The following is a 14,796-nucleotide window of genomic DNA, read 5'->3' on the forward strand; positions in this document are numbered from 1 at the left end:
GGCAGTCGGTGGGTGGGAACCTTTGGGGGCGCTACGAACTTGATGACGCGGACGGATCGCGGGGTGACTCATCTGCGTCATCAAGTTCCGCGGGATGAGTCACCTGCGTCATGGTTCCGCGGGATGAGTCACCTGCGTCATCAAGTCTGTAGCGGCTGGAAGGGATCTGGTTGGCCGCTCGGGGCGGTCAGGGCTCCTCGTCGGGGTTTCGGGTGAAGACGAAGGTGGCGATGTCCAGGGCCACCGGGTGGCCGCTCTCGTCGCGGATGACGGTGAGGAGTTCGCCGTCCTGGGAGCCGGAGCGGCCGCGCCAGCGGTCGGGCGCCTCCGGCGTGAAGCGGAGCAGCGGGCGGCCCACCTGGCCGCCCACCAGGTCGCCGGCGGGGTCGATGCGGAACTCGTACTCACCGCCCATCCACCACCAGCGGCCGGTCAGGTCGGCAAGCTCGGCGGGCGGCGCCTCGGCGGGGCGCCACGGGGTGGGGGCGGCCGGCTCGGCGTCGAGCACCAGGGTGACGATCTCCCGGGCCAGGGCGACGACGTGGTGGCCGGCGCGCAGCCCGTACGAGTTGGCGAAGTCGACCACGGCGGTGCGGGTGGGGCGGTGCACGGCCAGGCCGGCGACGTATCCGGGCATCGAGCCGCCGTGGCCCACGTACACGCGGTCACCGACGCGGTAGAGCTCCACGCCCAGGCCGTGGCCGCCGGTCCAGGCGTCCAGGTCGCTGATCACCACGGGCGCGCACATCTCGGTCAGCGTCGCCGGGGCGAGAACGTCGGGAGCCGGGTCGGCCAGGAAGGCGGCCCAGCGGGCCAGGTCCTCGACCGTCGACCAGAGCTGGCCGGCCGGCGCCATCGCCCCGGTGTCGGTACGCGGCTCCTCGCGCAGCGTCTCGTGCCAGGGGTGCACCACGTAGCCGCGGGCGTAGGGCTCGGTCGGGTGGTAGGTGGTGCGGCGCATGCCCAGCGGTTCGAGCAGCCGCTCGCGGAGCAGGTCGGCCCAGGGTGTGCCGGTGATCCGCTCCAGCACCCCGCCGAGCAGCCCGTACGCCAGGTTCGAGTAGTGGTAGACGTGGTGGGGCGGGTGGGCGATCTTCGCCGGGGTGAGCCCGGCGAGCAGGGTCTCCAGGTCCGTGCCCGCGGCCCGCTCCCACCACTGCCCGTCCGGCTCCCGCTGGAGGCCGCTCGCGTGCCCGAGCAGCTGGCGCAGGGTGAGCGCGCCGACCGGAGTGCCGGGCAGGTGCTTGTCCAGCGGGTCGTCCAGGGCCAGCCGGCCGGCGTCGCGCTGCTGCATCACCAGCACGGCGGTCATGGTCTTGCTGATCGAGCCGATCCGGTACTGGAGGTCGGCGTCGGGGCGGGGCTGCTCGCCGGCGAGCGCGACGTGCGCCAGGGCGCCGTCCCGGACCACGCCGAGGGCGAGGGAGGGGCCGCGCCCCTCCGCCTGCGCCCTGGCGACCAGCAGGTCCACCTGTCGGGCGGTCTCGGGCAGCAGGGTCATGGCGTCCTCCTCGGCGTCGTCGGCGCGCTGCCGAGCTTAGATGATCATGCGGGTCGTTGCGGGGTGCGTCGGCGTGTCACGATTCAAGGGTGGACGCCGTGTTCTGGATCGTGCTGGGTGTGCTGCTGGCGGTCGCCGAGATCTTCACGACGACGCTCTTCCTGATCATGTTCGCGGCCGGTGCGTTCGCCGCCGCCGGCGCCGCCGCGCTCGGAGCGCCGGTCGCCCTCCAGGCGCTGGTCTTCGCGGTGGTCTCCGCGCTGTCGGTGGCCCTGGTCCGGCCGGTGATCAAGCGGCACGCCATGCCGGCGCTGGAGAGCGGCGACCAGCCGTTCGGCGTCGAGGCGATCGAGGGGTCCACGGCCGTGGTGCTGGAGGCGGTGGACGCCGACCGCGGGCTCGTCAAGATCGACGGTGAGCTGTGGACGGCCCGCTCGTACGACGCGACGCGCAGCTACGCGGCGGGTGAGCGGGTGCAGGTGATAAAGGTCCGGGGCGCGACCGCCCTGGTCTGGCAGGACGAGATTTCCACCCCGGGCGGGCTGCCCCAAGGGGAAAGGTGAGGATATGGAGTTTGCAGCGATCGTTCTGATCGCCGTCGCCGTGATCGTCGTGGTGACGCTCGTGAAGGCCGTGCGCATCGTGCCGCAGCAGCGCCAGGACGTGGTGGAGCGGCTGGGCAAGTACAAGCGGACCTTGAACCCGGGGCTCAACCTGCTGGTGCCGTACATCGACGCGGTGCGGACCAAGGTCGACATGCGGGAGCAGGTGGTCAGCTTCCCGCCGCAGCCGGTGATCACCTCGGACAACCTCGTCGTCTCGATCGACACGGTGCTCTACTTCAAGGTGGTCGACTCGGTCCGGGCCACCTACGAGATCTCCAACTTCCTCCAGGCCATCGAGCAGCTCACCGTCACCACGCTGCGCAACGTGATCGGCTCGCTCGACCTGGAGCGGGCGCTGACGAGCCGCGAGGAGATCAACCGGCACCTATCCGGGGTGTTGGACGAGACCACGGGCCGCTGGGGCATCAAGGTGACCCGGGTCGAGATCAAGGCGATCGAGCCGCCGCCGAGCATCCGCGACTCGATGGAGAAGCAGATGCGCGCCGAGCGGGACCGCCGCGCCGCCATCCTCAACGCCGAGGGGCACAAGCAGTCGCAGATCCTCACGGCCGAGGGTGAGAAGCAGGCCGCCGTGCTGCGCGCCGACGGTGACCGGCAGGCCCGGATCCTCCAGGCGGAGGGCCAGGCCAAGGCGATCCGTACGGTCTTCGACGCGATCCACCAGGCCAACCCGAGCCAGAAGGTGCTCGCCTACCAGTACCTTCAGGCGCTGCCGCAGATCGCCAACGGCACCGCCAACAAGGTCTGGATCGTCCCGACCGAGCTGACCAAGGCCCTGGAGGGCATGGGCGGCGCGCTCGGCGGCCTGGCCAACATGGTCGGCGACGTGCCGTCGCCGGAGGCCACCAAGAGCGCCGGCGAGGTCGAGCGGGAGGCGGCCGAGGCCGCGCAGGCCGCCGCCACCGCGGCCCAGGAGATCCACGACGAGGTACGCGTCGCCGAGGCGCAGGCCACCGGCGGCAACGCCCCGCAGGGGCTGCCGGCGCCCGAGCCGGTCTCCCCGCAGAGCCTGCTCAACGACCCGTCGGATCAGCGCGAACGGGGCTGACCGGCCCCCGCCGACAAATCCGAGAATCGCTCATACGGCGCCCCGGCGCCTGCCACCATCGGTCTCAGGACGGGTGGAGGGCAGGGCCGGGGCGCCGTCGCGCGTCCCCCCGCCGCCCGCGTGTGGAGCGAGGTGACGCATGAAGGATCCGGCGAACCGGCTTTTCTCCAGGACCCCGGTCCCCGGCGCGCACGACCCGGCCGGGCCGCTCGGCACCCGGCGAACCGGGGGCGGGTTCGGGGTGCTGCCGTTCGTCTCCGAGCCCGGGCCGGCCGCCCCGGCCACCGACGCGAGCTGGGCCTGGTCGGTCCGCCGGTTCGCCCGCGCGGCGGTCTGGCTGCTGCCCGCGTACGCGGTCCTCTACGGCCTGGTGGCGATGGCCAGCGACGGCGGGGTGGGCAACGACCCCTATCCGGCCGACGGCCAGCCGGTCTACCTCATCGGCTGGGTGGCCGCGGTCTGGCTCGGGCTGCTCGCCCTGCTGGCGCTGACCGGCCTGCTGGCCGCGACCCGGTGCCGGCGGATCGCCCTCGTCGGGCTGCTGGCCAGCATCGGCGGGATGGTGCTCATGCTGCCGTTCGCCGGGCTGGCCGAGGAGGCACCGGTCTTCGGCACCACCGCGCGCAGCCTCGTGCTGGTCGGCGCCACCTTCTACAGCCTGGGCTGGTTCCTCACCGGCTGGTCGGTCGCCCGGTCCGGGATGTTCTCCTACGGCGACGGGATCATGCTGATGATCGCCGCCCCGCTGCTCGGCCTGGGCGGCGCGCTCATCGGCTCCCTGCAGACCTTCGGCGCGATCTTCGTGCTGATCGCCGGCATCGGCATCGGCTACCGCTCCGGCCGCCTGGTGCCGGCGGTGATCGCCCAGGACGCGCTGGCCGCCAGCGTGACGGCCACCCCGCCCGCCCCCACGAGGGGCCCCCGCCCCACCTGAGGCGGGGAGAAGTGGCTGGGAAGTCGCCGTGAGGTAACTGACAGTTGCCTGGCGGGGTGGCCGAATCGCCGTATTCGCGGTAATCCTGGGGTGCATGCCGTCTCCCCGGTCGCCGCTGTCGCGGCTCTTCACCGTGCTCCTCGCCGGCGTTCTCGCCGGGCTCGTCCTCGCGGTCGCCGCGCTTCCCAGCGGCCTGCTCGGCGGGCTCGCGGCCAAGGCCGGCCTGGGGGCGTACGCGGAGCTGCCCGACGCGCTGCGCACCCCCGCGCAGCCGCAGCGCTCGTACCTCTACGCCAACGACGGCAAGACGCTGATCACCACGTTCTACGACGTGAACCGCACCGACGTCCCCCTCGCCGAGATCGCCCCGGTGATGCGGCAGGCGATCATCGCGGCCGAGGACCGCCGCTTCTACTCGCACGGCGGCGCGGACCTGCGCGGCATCGCCCGTGCCCTGGTCGCCAACGTCAAGGGTGGCGGCACCGAGCAGGGCGGCTCGACGCTGACCATGCAGTACGTCCGCAACGTGCTCAAGACCGACCCGACCCGCACCGCCGAGGAGCGGCAGGCCGCCACCGAGCAGACCGTCGGGCGCAAGCTCCAGGAGATCCGGTACGCGAACGCGCTGGAGCAGACGCTCAGCAAGGACGAGATCCTCAACCGCTACCTCAACATCGCGTACTTCGGCTCCGGGGCGTACGGCGTCGCCGCGGCCAGCCAGCGCTACTTCGGCAAGGCCCCGGCCGACCTGACCGTGGGCGAGGCGGCGCTGCTCGCCGGCCTGGTCCAGTCGCCCGACGAGTACAGCCCGATCGACGGCGACAAGGACCAGGCGCTCGCCCGCCGGGTGTACGTGCTCGACTCGATGGCCGAGACCGGCGCGATCACGGCGCAGCAGGCCGCCGCCGCCAAGGCGCAGCCGCTCACCCTGCACCCGACCGCCCAGCCCAACGGCTGCACCGCGGTCGCCCAGGGCCACGACGACTGGGGCTTCTTCTGCGACTACCTGCGCCAGTGGTGGCTCGCCCAGCCGGCCTTCGGCAACACCGTGAAGGAGCGCGAGCAGGCCCTGCGCCGCGGCGGCTACAGCGTGGTCACCACGCTCGACCCGAAGATCCAGCAGACCGCCCAGAAGCAGGCCACCGCCGTCTACGGCTACGGCAACAAGCGCGCCCTGCCGATCGCCGCCGTCGAGCCGGGCACCGGCCGCGTGCTCGCCATGGCGGTCAACCGGCACTACAGCCTCGCCGACAACCCGGCCGGGCAGGCGAACCACCCGAACACCGTCAACCCGCTGATCTCCGGCGGCGCCAGCGTCGACGGCTACCAGGCCGGCTCGACGTTCAAGATGTTCACCATGCTCGCCGCGCTGGAGGCGGGTAAGCCGCTCGCCACCGGCTTCGACGCCCCCGCGAAGCTGCCCACCCGGTACGGCTCCGACGCCGAGGGCAACTGCGACGGCAAATGGTGCCCGGCCAACGCCAACCCCGAGTGGATGGACGGCTACCGGATGATGTGGGACGGCTTCGGCCGCTCCGTGAACACCTACTTCGTGTGGCTGGCCGAGCAGGTCGGCGAGGACAAGGTCGTGGAGATGGCGCAGCGGCTCGGCATCACCTTCCGGGCCGACTCCGACGCCGCCTTCGCGAAGGACGACGCGGAGAACTGGGGCGCGTTCACCCTGGGCGTCGCCGCCACCACCCCGCTCGACCTGGCCAACGCGTACGCCACCGTGGCCGCCGAGGGGACGTACTGCACCCCGCTGCCGGTGGTGTCGGTGACCGCGGCCAACGGCGACAAGGTCGACGTCGGCCAGCCCTCCTGCAAGAAGGTGCTCGACGCCGACGTGGCCCGGGCGGCGACCGACGCGGCCCGCTGCCCGGTCGGCCAGCAGTCGGCGTACGGGCAGTGCAACGGCGGCACCGCCACCTCCGTCGACCGGATCGTCGGCCGCCCGGTGGCCGGCAAGACCGGTAGCTCCGAGCAGAACGCCACGGAGACCTTCGTGGGGTTCACCCCGCAGGTGGCCGTGGCCGGCATCGCCGCCAACCCGGACGACTCGACCGACCTGGTCGGCTCGGCCGTGCAGGCCCGGGTGATCGACGCGGTCGCCCGGGTGATCAAGACGGCGGTGGACGGCAAGCCGGTGAAGGACTTCACGGCGCCCAGCCGCGAGCTGGCCGGTAACCCGCAGCGCCCGCAGCCCCGCCCCACGCCCACCCCGCAGCCCGACCGGCGCCAGCAGGACCAGCAGAACCTGCCCTCGGACCTGCTGCGCTGGCTCCAGGGCCGCGGCCGCGGCTGACCACGACCCGCGGTGTCACCCCGCCACCAGCAGGGGTGACACCGCCCGGTCGAGCGCCGCGGCCACCTCGTCGGGGGTGGCGTCGCCGTCGAGCACCACGAACGTCGTGAACTCGGGCAGCGCCCGGTAGGCGGCGTCCAGCGCCCGCAGGTGCGCCAACTCCTCGGTGTCGATGCCCCGGGCGGCCACCCGCCGCTGCGCCACCTCGGGCGCGGTGGCCAGGAAACAGACCACGGCGGGGCGCGGGAAGACCGCGTACGCGGCCCGGACCGCGCGCCGCCCACGGTCACCCCGGGCGGCCATGATCACGTCCTGGCACCAGGTCCAGCGGTCCAGCACCGCCGTGCGCCCGGTCAGCCGGGCCACCAGCACGGTGCGGGCCATGGCCAGCGCGCGGACCGTCGCCTCCAGCGCCGGATAGAGGGTACGGCCGAACAGCGCCACCCCGTCTCGCCGGCCGAGCGCGCGGGCCAGCCGGTTCCACAGCGGCCGGCCACCGGCGTTCTCGAAGTAGGTCGCCGGGACGCCCCGGGCCGTCAGCCGGGCGGCGAGCGCCCGCGCCTGGGTGCTCTTGCCGGAGCCGTCGACACCGACCAGGGCGATCATCACGGGGCGGGCCACGGACCGGACCATAGCCGCCCCGGGCAAATCCTCCGAAGAAAAACCGGGCCGGTTGTCGGATCCGGCCGGCCGGATCCGACCCACCGGTGAGCGCGCCCGCCCAGGGCGCCACCGGAAGCGGAGGACACCATGCGCAGGCTCGTCTACTGGGTGCACCAGTCGGTCGACGGCTTCATCGAGGGGCCGAACGGAGAGTTCGACTGGGCACAGATGGGGCCGGAGCTGTCCGGGTACTCCATCGAGCTGACCGACCGGGCCGACACCTTCCTCTACGGCGCCAAGGTGTGGGGGTTGATGTCCTGGTACTGGCCGCGAGCCGAGCAGATCTCCCAGGACCCGCACGACGTGCAGTTCGCCCCGATCTGGGCCCGCACCCCGAAGATCGTCATCTCCCGCACCCTGGAGAGCGCCGAGTACGGCGCCCGGGTGATCGGCCGCGACCTGGCCGCCGAGATCGCCGAGCTGAAGGCGCAACCCGGCAAGGACCTGCTGCTCACCGGCGGCTCCGGCGCCGCGGCGGCGCTGACCGAGCTGGGGCTCATCGACGAGTACCAGGTGGCGGTGCACCCCGTGGTGCTGGGCGGCGGCACGCCGGTCTTCCCCGGCAAGGACCGCCTCGACCTGCGGCTGACCGGGACCCGGGGTTTCGACGGCCGGTCCGTGCTGCTGCGCTACGAGCGGGCGTGACGGCCCGCCGGCGGTGACGGAGGGGCGGCCCGCGCCGGACGCGCCGGGCCGACCAGGCAGAATCGTCCGGTGCCCGTCCACGAGATCACCGACCCCGACGACGACCGGATCGCCGACTACCGCGCGCTGACCGACGTGGAGCTGCGGACCCGCTGGGAGCCCCCGCACGGGCTGTTCATCGCCGAGGGGGAGCTGGTGCTGCGGCGGGCGCTGCGGGCCGGCTACCCGGCCCGGTCGTACCTGGTCGACGCCAAGCGGGTGGACCAGCTCGCCGACCTCGACACGGGGGAGACCCCGGTCTACGCGGCCACCCCGGAGGTGCTCCAGCGGGCCACCGGCTTCCACGTGCACCGGGGCGTGCTCGCCTCGTTCCGCCGCAAGCCGCTGCCGTCCGCCGCCGAGGTGCTGGCCACCGCCCGGCGGGTGGTGATCCTGGAGGACGTCAACAACCACACCAACCTGGGTGCGATCTTCCGGGCCGTGGCGGCGCTCGGGGTGGATGCCGTGCTGCTCTCGCCGACCTGCGCCGATCCGCTCTACCGGCGCAGCGTCCGGGTCAGCATGGGCGAGGTCTTCGCCATCCCGTACGCGAAGCTGGAACCCTGGCCGGACGCGCTCGCCCAGGTCCGGGCGGCGGGCTTCACGGTGCTGGCCATGACGCCCGCGCCGGACGCGGTCCCGATCCAGCGGCTGGACGCCGGGCAGCGCGCCCGGGCGGCCCTGCTCATGGGGGCCGAGGGCGCCGGCCTGACCGGGGCCGCCATGGCGGCCAGCGACGTCCGGGTGGTGATCCCGATGCGGCGCGGGGTGGACTCGCTCAACGTCGCCGCGGCCACCGCGGTGGCCTGCTGGGAGCTGGGCCGCGACGACCCGCTGTGAACGCCGGGAGCGGCGCGTGCCGCCCCCCGGCGCCCGCTCAGGCGAAGTACTTCGACCAGAGGTTGTGCGTCGGCCAGCTGGTCACCGCCCGGGAGGCGGTCCACAGCGCCGAGTCGATCGGGGCGTAGCTGAGCCCGGACTCGTCGTCGCGCTGGTTGAACACCGCCGCCCAGCTCATCCCGTGGTAGGTGCGCACCAGGATGCTGTACGTCCCGGCGAAGCTGCCGGTGTGCCACGTGTTGCGGCCGGTGCCGCCGGTGACCGGGCGGACCGCCCAGCCGAGGCCGTAGTACCAGCCGTCGGCGTTGACCCCGGTCGGGCTGGGCACCGCGAAGACCCGGCCGGTCGAGGTGCTGTTCAGCACGGGGCTGCCGGTGTCGAATGCGGTCGCCCAGCGGACCAGGTCGACGGCCGAGGCGAGCCAGCCGCCGTTGGCGTCGTGGATGCGCATGCTGAACGTGCCGTACGGGGCGTCGACCACCGTGCCGGAGTTGTCCAGCACGGTCGGGCCCGTGTACTGCGACCGGTAGCCGACCTCGCCGGCGTGCCGGCTGACCGTCCAGCCCAGTCCCATCCGGGTGATGCCGAGCGGCGTGAGCAGCTTCTGCTTCACGTACGTCTCGTAGGGCAGGCCGCTGACCTTCTCGACGATCCGCCCGGCGAGCAGGTAGCCGTAGTTGCTGTAGGACACCGTCGAGCCGGGGTCGTGCATCAGCGGCTGGCCGGACATGAACCGGATGACGTCGGCGTGGGTCAGCTCCATCGGCACGCCCAGCGCGTTGGCGATGATCCGGTCCTTGAACACCGGGTCGAACGCGGTGAGGTCCCGGTCCCAGCCACCGGTGTGCTGGAGCAGCCGCCACAGCGTGACCTTGGCGAGCCGGGGGTCGGCGGTCTGCCCGGCCGGCGGGTTCAGGTCGAGGAACTTGGTGATCGGGTCACCGAGGCTGAGCTTGCCGTCCTGGGCGAGCCGGACCAGCGCCGCCGCCGTCAGCGACTTGGACAGGCTGGCCACCCGGAACAGCGAGGTGGGCTGGATGAGCATCGGCGAGTTGTGGCCGTAGCCCCGGGCCAGCACCAACCGGCCCTGGTAGGTGACCGCGAGCTGGCCGGCGTCGATGTTCCGGGCCTGCATGAAGCTCTTCATCGTGTCGTCGAACGCGCTCAGCGCGCTCACCGCGGTGCCGGTGGTCGTCCAGGTGTCCACCGCGGCCGCTGCCGGGGCCGCCACCGCTCCCGCGCCGAGCGCCCCCGCCCCCGCGGCGGTGACCAGCTTCGCGAACGCCCGTCGGCTGACCGTCGTCCCGTCCATGCCTCCCCTTCCGATTGATCACGATCACCCGCACGCTACGGGACGTGATCGAGACGTGGGGGACCGCCCGGCACGCTCGGAATCGGCGGTGACGCAGGGTAGCGTGTCGCCCGTGTTCCCTACCGTCCGTGAGGTGCTCGCCCTGGTGCCGGTGCGCCACGGCGCGCCGCGCCTGGTCGCCGGGGACGCGGGCCTGGACCGTCCGGTCCGCTGGGTGCACGTGGCCGAGGTGCCCGACATCGCCACCCTGCTCGGCGGTGGTGAGCTGGTGCTCACCACCGGGATCGGGCTGCCCGCGGACGACGCCGGGCTCAGGGCGTTCATCGGCGACCTGGCCGACGTCGGGGTCTCCGGGCTGGTGGTGGAACTGGGCCGCCGCTACGTCAGCGGGGTGCCCCGGGTGATGGCGGCCGCCGCCGAGCGGCGCGGGCTGCCGCTGGTCGAGCTACGCCGGGCCACCCCGTTCGTGCGGATCACCGAGGCCGTGCACGCGCTGATCGTGGACGCCCAGCTCACCGAGCTGCGCGCCACCGAGGAGATCCACCAGCGGTTCACCGACCTGTCCGTGGAGGGCGCCGAGCCGGCCGAGGTGGTGCGGCAGGCCGCCGAGCTGGCCGGCTGCCCGGTGGTGCTGGAGAACCTGTCCCGGCAGGTGCTCGCGTACGACCCGGCGGGGGAGAGCGCCGAGGTGCTGCTGGACGGCTGGGAGCAGCACTCCCGGCGGATCCGGCCGGCCGGCCGCACCGCGTACGACCCGGACAGCGGCTGGCTGGTGACCACCGTCGGCGCCCGCGGGCAGGACTGGGGGCGGCTGCTGCTGCGCTGGCCGGCAGGCGCCGAGCTCACCACGCGCGGCCCCGACCGGACCCCGGCCCAGGCGCACCCGGACCCCGTGGACGCCGCCGAGGCGGCCGACCCGGCGACCGATCCCACCGACAGCGCCCCGGCCGACGACGGCCCGGCACCGCAGCGGGGCCCCGCGACGGGCGCCACCCCACCGACCCGGCTCACCATCCTCATCGAGCGGGCCGCCTCCACCCTGGCCCTCGGCCGGTTGATCCGCCGCGACGCCGAGGGGCTGGAACGGCAGATCCACCGCACCCTGCTCACCGCCCTGATCGACCACTCCCGCCCGGTCGACGAGGTCGCGCTGCGAGCCAAGGCGCTCGGCGTCACCCTGGACCGCCGCCACCTGGTCGGCGTGGTGGTCCGGCACCGGGCCGACGACCCGGCCGAGGGCGGCGGCCCCGGCCCCGACACCGGCCCGGAGGCCGGACCGGCCCGGCTGCGCGACCTCGCCGAGGCCGTCGGCCAGGCGCTGCGCGAGGCCAAGCTCACCGCGTTGACCAGCGCCGTCGACGACCAGGCGGTGGGCGCGCTGCTGGCGCTGCCCGACCCGGCCGCCGAGGAGAAGGCACTCGCCGCGTTCGCCGCCGCGCTGCGCCGGGTACGCCTCGACGCCGACCCCGCCCGTCCGCCCGCGCCCCGGTCGGCCCGCCCCGCCGACCCGGCCACCCGGACGGTGGCGGTCGGTGCCGTGCGGGCCGCGGATCCGGTGTCCCGCCCGCGCCCGGCCGGCCCGGCCGTGATCGTGGCGGCCGGTTCCGGGGTGGGCAGCCTGCGGGAGGCGCGCCGGTCGCTGGTGGAGGCGCGGCAGGTCGCCGAGGCGGCCCGCCGGGACCGGCGGGACCTGCCCTACTTCCGGCTGCCGCACGTCGGGCTGGCCGGCCTGCTGCACCTGCTCCGGGACGAGCCCCGCCTGCAGACCTTCGTCGAGCGGGAACTCGGCGGGCTGCTGGCCTACGACGCGCAGCACCCGAGGGAGCAACTGCTCGGCACCCTCCGGGCGTACCTGGAGCAGGGCCGCAACAAGTCCGCGGCGGCCGCCGCCGCCCACCTGTCCCGGCCGGCCTTCTACGAGCGGCTGGCCCGCATCGGCCGCATCCTCGACGTCGACCTCGACTCCGTCGAGCAGTGCCTGTCGCTCCACGTGGCCCTGCTGGCCCTGGACGCCGTCCGCACCCCCTGACGGCTCCAGCCGGTCAGGTCAGGGCGGTCAGGGCCTTGGCGTAGGGGGCGGGGACGTAGGTCGGGCCGCCGGGGGTGAAGACGTCGGAGGTGGCGGCCGTGGACCAGGCCGTCGCCGGCACCGCGTCGACCAGGGCACGGACCACCGGGGCGTCGCGCCACTGCTCCTGCTCCGCGAGCAGGCTCAGCGCGACCACCGACTCCTCCACCTCGCCGACGCACTCGAACGGCTTGTGCCCGTCCACCCCGAGCAGCTCCCGGTAGCCGGGGATCTGCGACTCGTCGGCCAGCAGGTCGCCGCCGAAGATCGTGGTGATCCGCTCCCGGGACATGAACGGGGCCATGGCCAGGAAGACGAACCGGCACTTCGGGCAGTCGCGGCACCAGCGCTCGCTCGCGTCGCGCAGCTTGAACGCGGCGTTGCAGCTCGTCACCACGGCGTCGTACCGGTCGGTCTCGGCGAAGAGCCGGGCGATGTGCAGCTCCGACAGCGACCGCAGCAGCGAGAAGTACGGCTCGGTGAGCCCGGCGTGCTCGGCCAGCGCGGCGCGCAGCAGCCCCTCGGCCTCGACGCCCTTGGACCACTGGTGGTTGATCTCGTGGCCGTGCCAGACCAGGTTCGGGTCGGACGCCGAGCGCTCGTTGGACATCACCACCGGCCCGAGGCCGTGCAGCACGGCCGTGGCGACCGCGATCAGCGAGTTGATCGCGGTGACCGGGATGTGCCCGTTCAGCGCGCCGGCGGCGTTGAGGTCGAACAGCACCGGGTCGATCCGCCGGCGGGCGGCGAGCGGCACCAGGTCGGACGCCTCGTTGACCGAGACGATGACGTGGTTCGGGTTGACCGAGAAGGGCACCGGGTCGAAGCCGGCCCGGCGCAGGGCCTCCAGCGTGACGATGGAGTCCTTGCCGCCGCCGACGGCCGACAGCGGCCGGCGGTCGGAGTCGTCGTACACCCGGGGCGGGGTGACCTCACCGGCCGGCACCTCCGGGCGCAGCTCCAGCACGTGGGGCAGCCGGTTGCGGTACGCGTACTCGGCGAGGCCCTTCGTGTAGACGGCCGTGACGAGGCCGGCGGCGGCCGCGCCCAGCGGCGCCGGCAGCACCAGCCGGGGCGGCGCGGCGGTCTTGTAGTAGCTGACGCCGGCGACCACGTGCAGCAGTTCGAGGACCCGGGCGAGGGTGGCCGCCGTCTCGTCGGACACCGGCTGCGCGGGCAGGGGCAGGGTGACCACCTCGGTGAACCGCTGCTCGCCGTCGGGGCCGGTCAGGGCGTAGTCGAACAACACCTCGCCGGTGGCGAAGTCGATCGAGTAGGACGGGAAGGTGAAGGCGTCCATCCGCCGCAGCTGCTCGTTGGGCACACGCCATACTAGGCCCTGGTCTGTCCTGCCGTGTCCGGCTGTGCCGGACCGCACCCGCCGACCCGCCGATCCGACCATCGAGGAGAGCCTGTGCGCCTGTCTGATCTGCGCGGACGCCATGTCGCCGTCTGGGGCGCCGGCCGGGAGGGTCGGGCCGCGGTGATCGCGATCGCCGCGCACGGCCCGGCCGGCCTGGTGGCCGTCGACGACAGCGCGAACTTCCTCACCCTGCCCTGGGAGGGCCCGCTCGCCGCGGCCGCGCCGCTGGTGACCGGGGAGGACGGCTTCGCCCGGCTGGCCGCCGCCGACGTCGTGGTCCGTTCGCCGGGCGTGCCGAACACCCATCCCTGGATGGTGGAGCTGCGCCGCCGGGCGGTCCCGGTGACCCAGGGCAGCGCGCTCTGGATGGCCGACCACGCGGACCGGACCATCGGGGTGACCGGCAGCAAGGGCAAGAGCACCACCTCCAGCCTCATCAGCCACCTGCTCACCGCCATGGACCGGCCGAACGTCTTCGGCGGCAACATCGGCGTGCCGCTGCTCGACCTGCCCGAGGCGGAGCTGTACGTGCTGGAGCTGTCCAGCTACCAGTGCGCGGACCTGGATGACTCGCCCCGGGTGGCCGTGGTGACGGCGCTGTTCCCCGAGCACCTCGACGCGCACGGCGGCGAGCGGGAGTACTACCGGGACAAGCTCAACCTGCTGGCGCACGGCCCGCACACCGTGGTGGTGAACGGCGCCGACCCGCGCCTGGCCCTCGAACTGGGGGACCGGGCGGCGGTGCGGGCCGGCTCGCCGGACACCACCCACGTGGCGAACGGCCCGGACGGCACCCCCTGGTTCCACCTGCGGGACACCCCGCTCTTCCCGCGCGCCGTGCTGCCCCTGGTCGGCAGGCACAACGAGGGCAACCTCTGCGTCGCCCTCGCGGTGCTCGACGCGCTCGGCGTCGACGTGGTGGCCCGCAAGGACAGCCTCGCCATCGCGGTCGCCGGGTTCCAGGGCCTCGCCCACCGGCTCACCGAGATCCCGGACCCGTCCGGGCTCACGTTCGTCGACGACACCCTGGCCACGAGCCCGTACGCGGCCATGCACGCGATCGACGCGTACGAGGGGCGGCCGCTGACCGTCATCGTCGGCGGGACGGACCGGGGGCTGGACTACACGCCGCTGCGTGACCACCTGGCCGAGCGGGACATCACCGTGATCGGCATCCCGGACAGCGGCCCCCGGATCGTCGAGGCCCTGGCCGGGCTGCCCGCGGTGCGGACCGAGATCGCGGAGGACCTGGTCGCCGCGGTGGGGCTGGCCCGCAAGCTGACCCCGGCCGGCGGGGTGGTGCTGCTCTCCCCGGCCGCGCCGAGCTACGGCCGGTTCCGCAACTTCGAGCACCGCTCCGAGGTCTTCGCGCAGGCGGTCGCCGACACCGCCCGCTGAGCCGGGCCGGTCGGCAACTGGTCGGCACCGGCCCGCCGGACTAACGTGGTGATC

12 protein-coding genes are annotated in these 14,796 nt (G+C 73.8%); 8 read left to right on the forward strand and 4 right to left on the reverse strand.

Features of this window, described 5'->3' with window-relative positions:
- Positions 1-187 precede the first annotated feature (187 nt).
- Positions 188-1,501, reverse strand: coding sequence for a serine hydrolase domain-containing protein (locus ABZW14_RS06950; protein ID WP_355341032.1), 1,314 nt, complete (start codon positions 1,499-1,501; stop codon positions 188-190).
- Between the two features lie 89 nt (positions 1,502-1,590).
- On the opposite strand from ABZW14_RS06950, the gene ABZW14_RS06955 reads away from it, so the two are divergent.
- The 4 genes from ABZW14_RS06955 to ABZW14_RS06970 all read left to right on the forward strand — a co-directional run bounded on the left by ABZW14_RS06955 (position 1,591) and on the right by ABZW14_RS06970 (position 6,414).
- Positions 1,591-2,064: an NfeD family protein gene (locus ABZW14_RS06955; RefSeq protein ID WP_355341035.1), complete on the forward strand. Its 474-nt coding sequence runs from the start codon at positions 1,591-1,593 to the stop codon at positions 2,062-2,064.
- A 4-nt stretch (positions 2,065-2,068) separates the two neighbouring features.
- The gene (locus ABZW14_RS06960; protein WP_355341038.1) at positions 2,069-3,175 is read left to right on the forward strand and encodes an SPFH domain-containing protein; all 1,107 of its coding nucleotides are present in this window, start codon (positions 2,069-2,071) and stop codon (positions 3,173-3,175) included.
- 139 nt (positions 3,176-3,314) lie between these two features.
- Positions 3,315-4,109: a hypothetical protein gene (locus ABZW14_RS06965; protein ID WP_355341040.1), complete on the forward strand. Its 795-nt coding sequence runs from the start codon at positions 3,315-3,317 to the stop codon at positions 4,107-4,109.
- Between the two features lie 94 nt (positions 4,110-4,203).
- A complete protein-coding gene (locus ABZW14_RS06970) occupies positions 4,204-6,414 on the forward strand; it encodes a transglycosylase domain-containing protein (protein ID WP_355341043.1) in 2,211 nt (736 codons plus the stop codon).
- Positions 6,415-6,429: 15 nt separating this feature from the next.
- On the opposite strand, the gene ABZW14_RS06975 is transcribed toward ABZW14_RS06970, so the two are convergent.
- On the reverse strand, positions 6,430-7,035 hold the full coding sequence (locus ABZW14_RS06975) for a thymidylate kinase (RefSeq protein ID WP_355341046.1): 606 nt from the start codon (positions 7,033-7,035) through the stop codon (positions 6,430-6,432).
- Between the two features lie 129 nt (positions 7,036-7,164).
- On the opposite strand from ABZW14_RS06975, the gene ABZW14_RS06980 reads away from it, so the two are divergent.
- A complete protein-coding gene (locus tag ABZW14_RS06980; protein ID WP_355341049.1) occupies positions 7,165-7,722 on the forward strand; it encodes a dihydrofolate reductase family protein in 558 nt (185 codons plus the stop codon).
- Positions 7,723-7,791: 69 nt separating this feature from the next.
- A complete protein-coding gene (locus ABZW14_RS06985; protein ID WP_355341052.1) occupies positions 7,792-8,601 on the forward strand; it encodes an RNA methyltransferase in 810 nt (269 codons plus the stop codon).
- A gap of 37 nt (positions 8,602-8,638) precedes the next feature.
- Here ABZW14_RS06985 and ABZW14_RS06990 read toward each other — a convergent pair whose 3' ends face one another.
- A complete protein-coding gene (locus tag ABZW14_RS06990) occupies positions 8,639-9,913 on the reverse strand; it encodes a serine hydrolase domain-containing protein (protein ID WP_355341054.1) in 1,275 nt (424 codons plus the stop codon).
- A gap of 55 nt (positions 9,914-9,968) precedes the next feature.
- Here ABZW14_RS06990 and ABZW14_RS06995 point away from each other — a divergent pair, with 55 nt between their 5' ends.
- Entirely contained in the window at positions 9,969-11,942 is a 1,974-nt protein-coding gene (locus tag ABZW14_RS06995) for a PucR family transcriptional regulator (protein ID WP_355341056.1), read from the forward strand.
- 13 nt (positions 11,943-11,955) lie between these two features.
- Here ABZW14_RS06995 and ABZW14_RS07000 read toward each other — a convergent pair whose 3' ends face one another.
- Complete coding sequence (locus ABZW14_RS07000; protein WP_355341059.1) at positions 11,956-13,305, reverse strand: hypothetical protein; 1,350 nt, start codon at positions 13,303-13,305, stop codon at positions 11,956-11,958.
- A 90-nt stretch (positions 13,306-13,395) separates the two neighbouring features.
- Here ABZW14_RS07000 and murD point away from each other — a divergent pair, with 90 nt between their 5' ends.
- Positions 13,396-14,742: a UDP-N-acetylmuramoyl-L-alanine--D-glutamate ligase gene (murD, locus tag ABZW14_RS07005; RefSeq protein ID WP_355341062.1), complete on the forward strand. Its 1,347-nt coding sequence runs from the start codon at positions 13,396-13,398 to the stop codon at positions 14,740-14,742.
- Positions 14,743-14,796: the final 54 nt, after the last annotated feature.

The sequence above is a fragment of the Micromonospora sp. NPDC004551 genome, from assembly GCF_040609975.1.
Lineage (GTDB): Bacteria > Actinomycetota > Actinomycetes > Mycobacteriales > Micromonosporaceae > Micromonospora.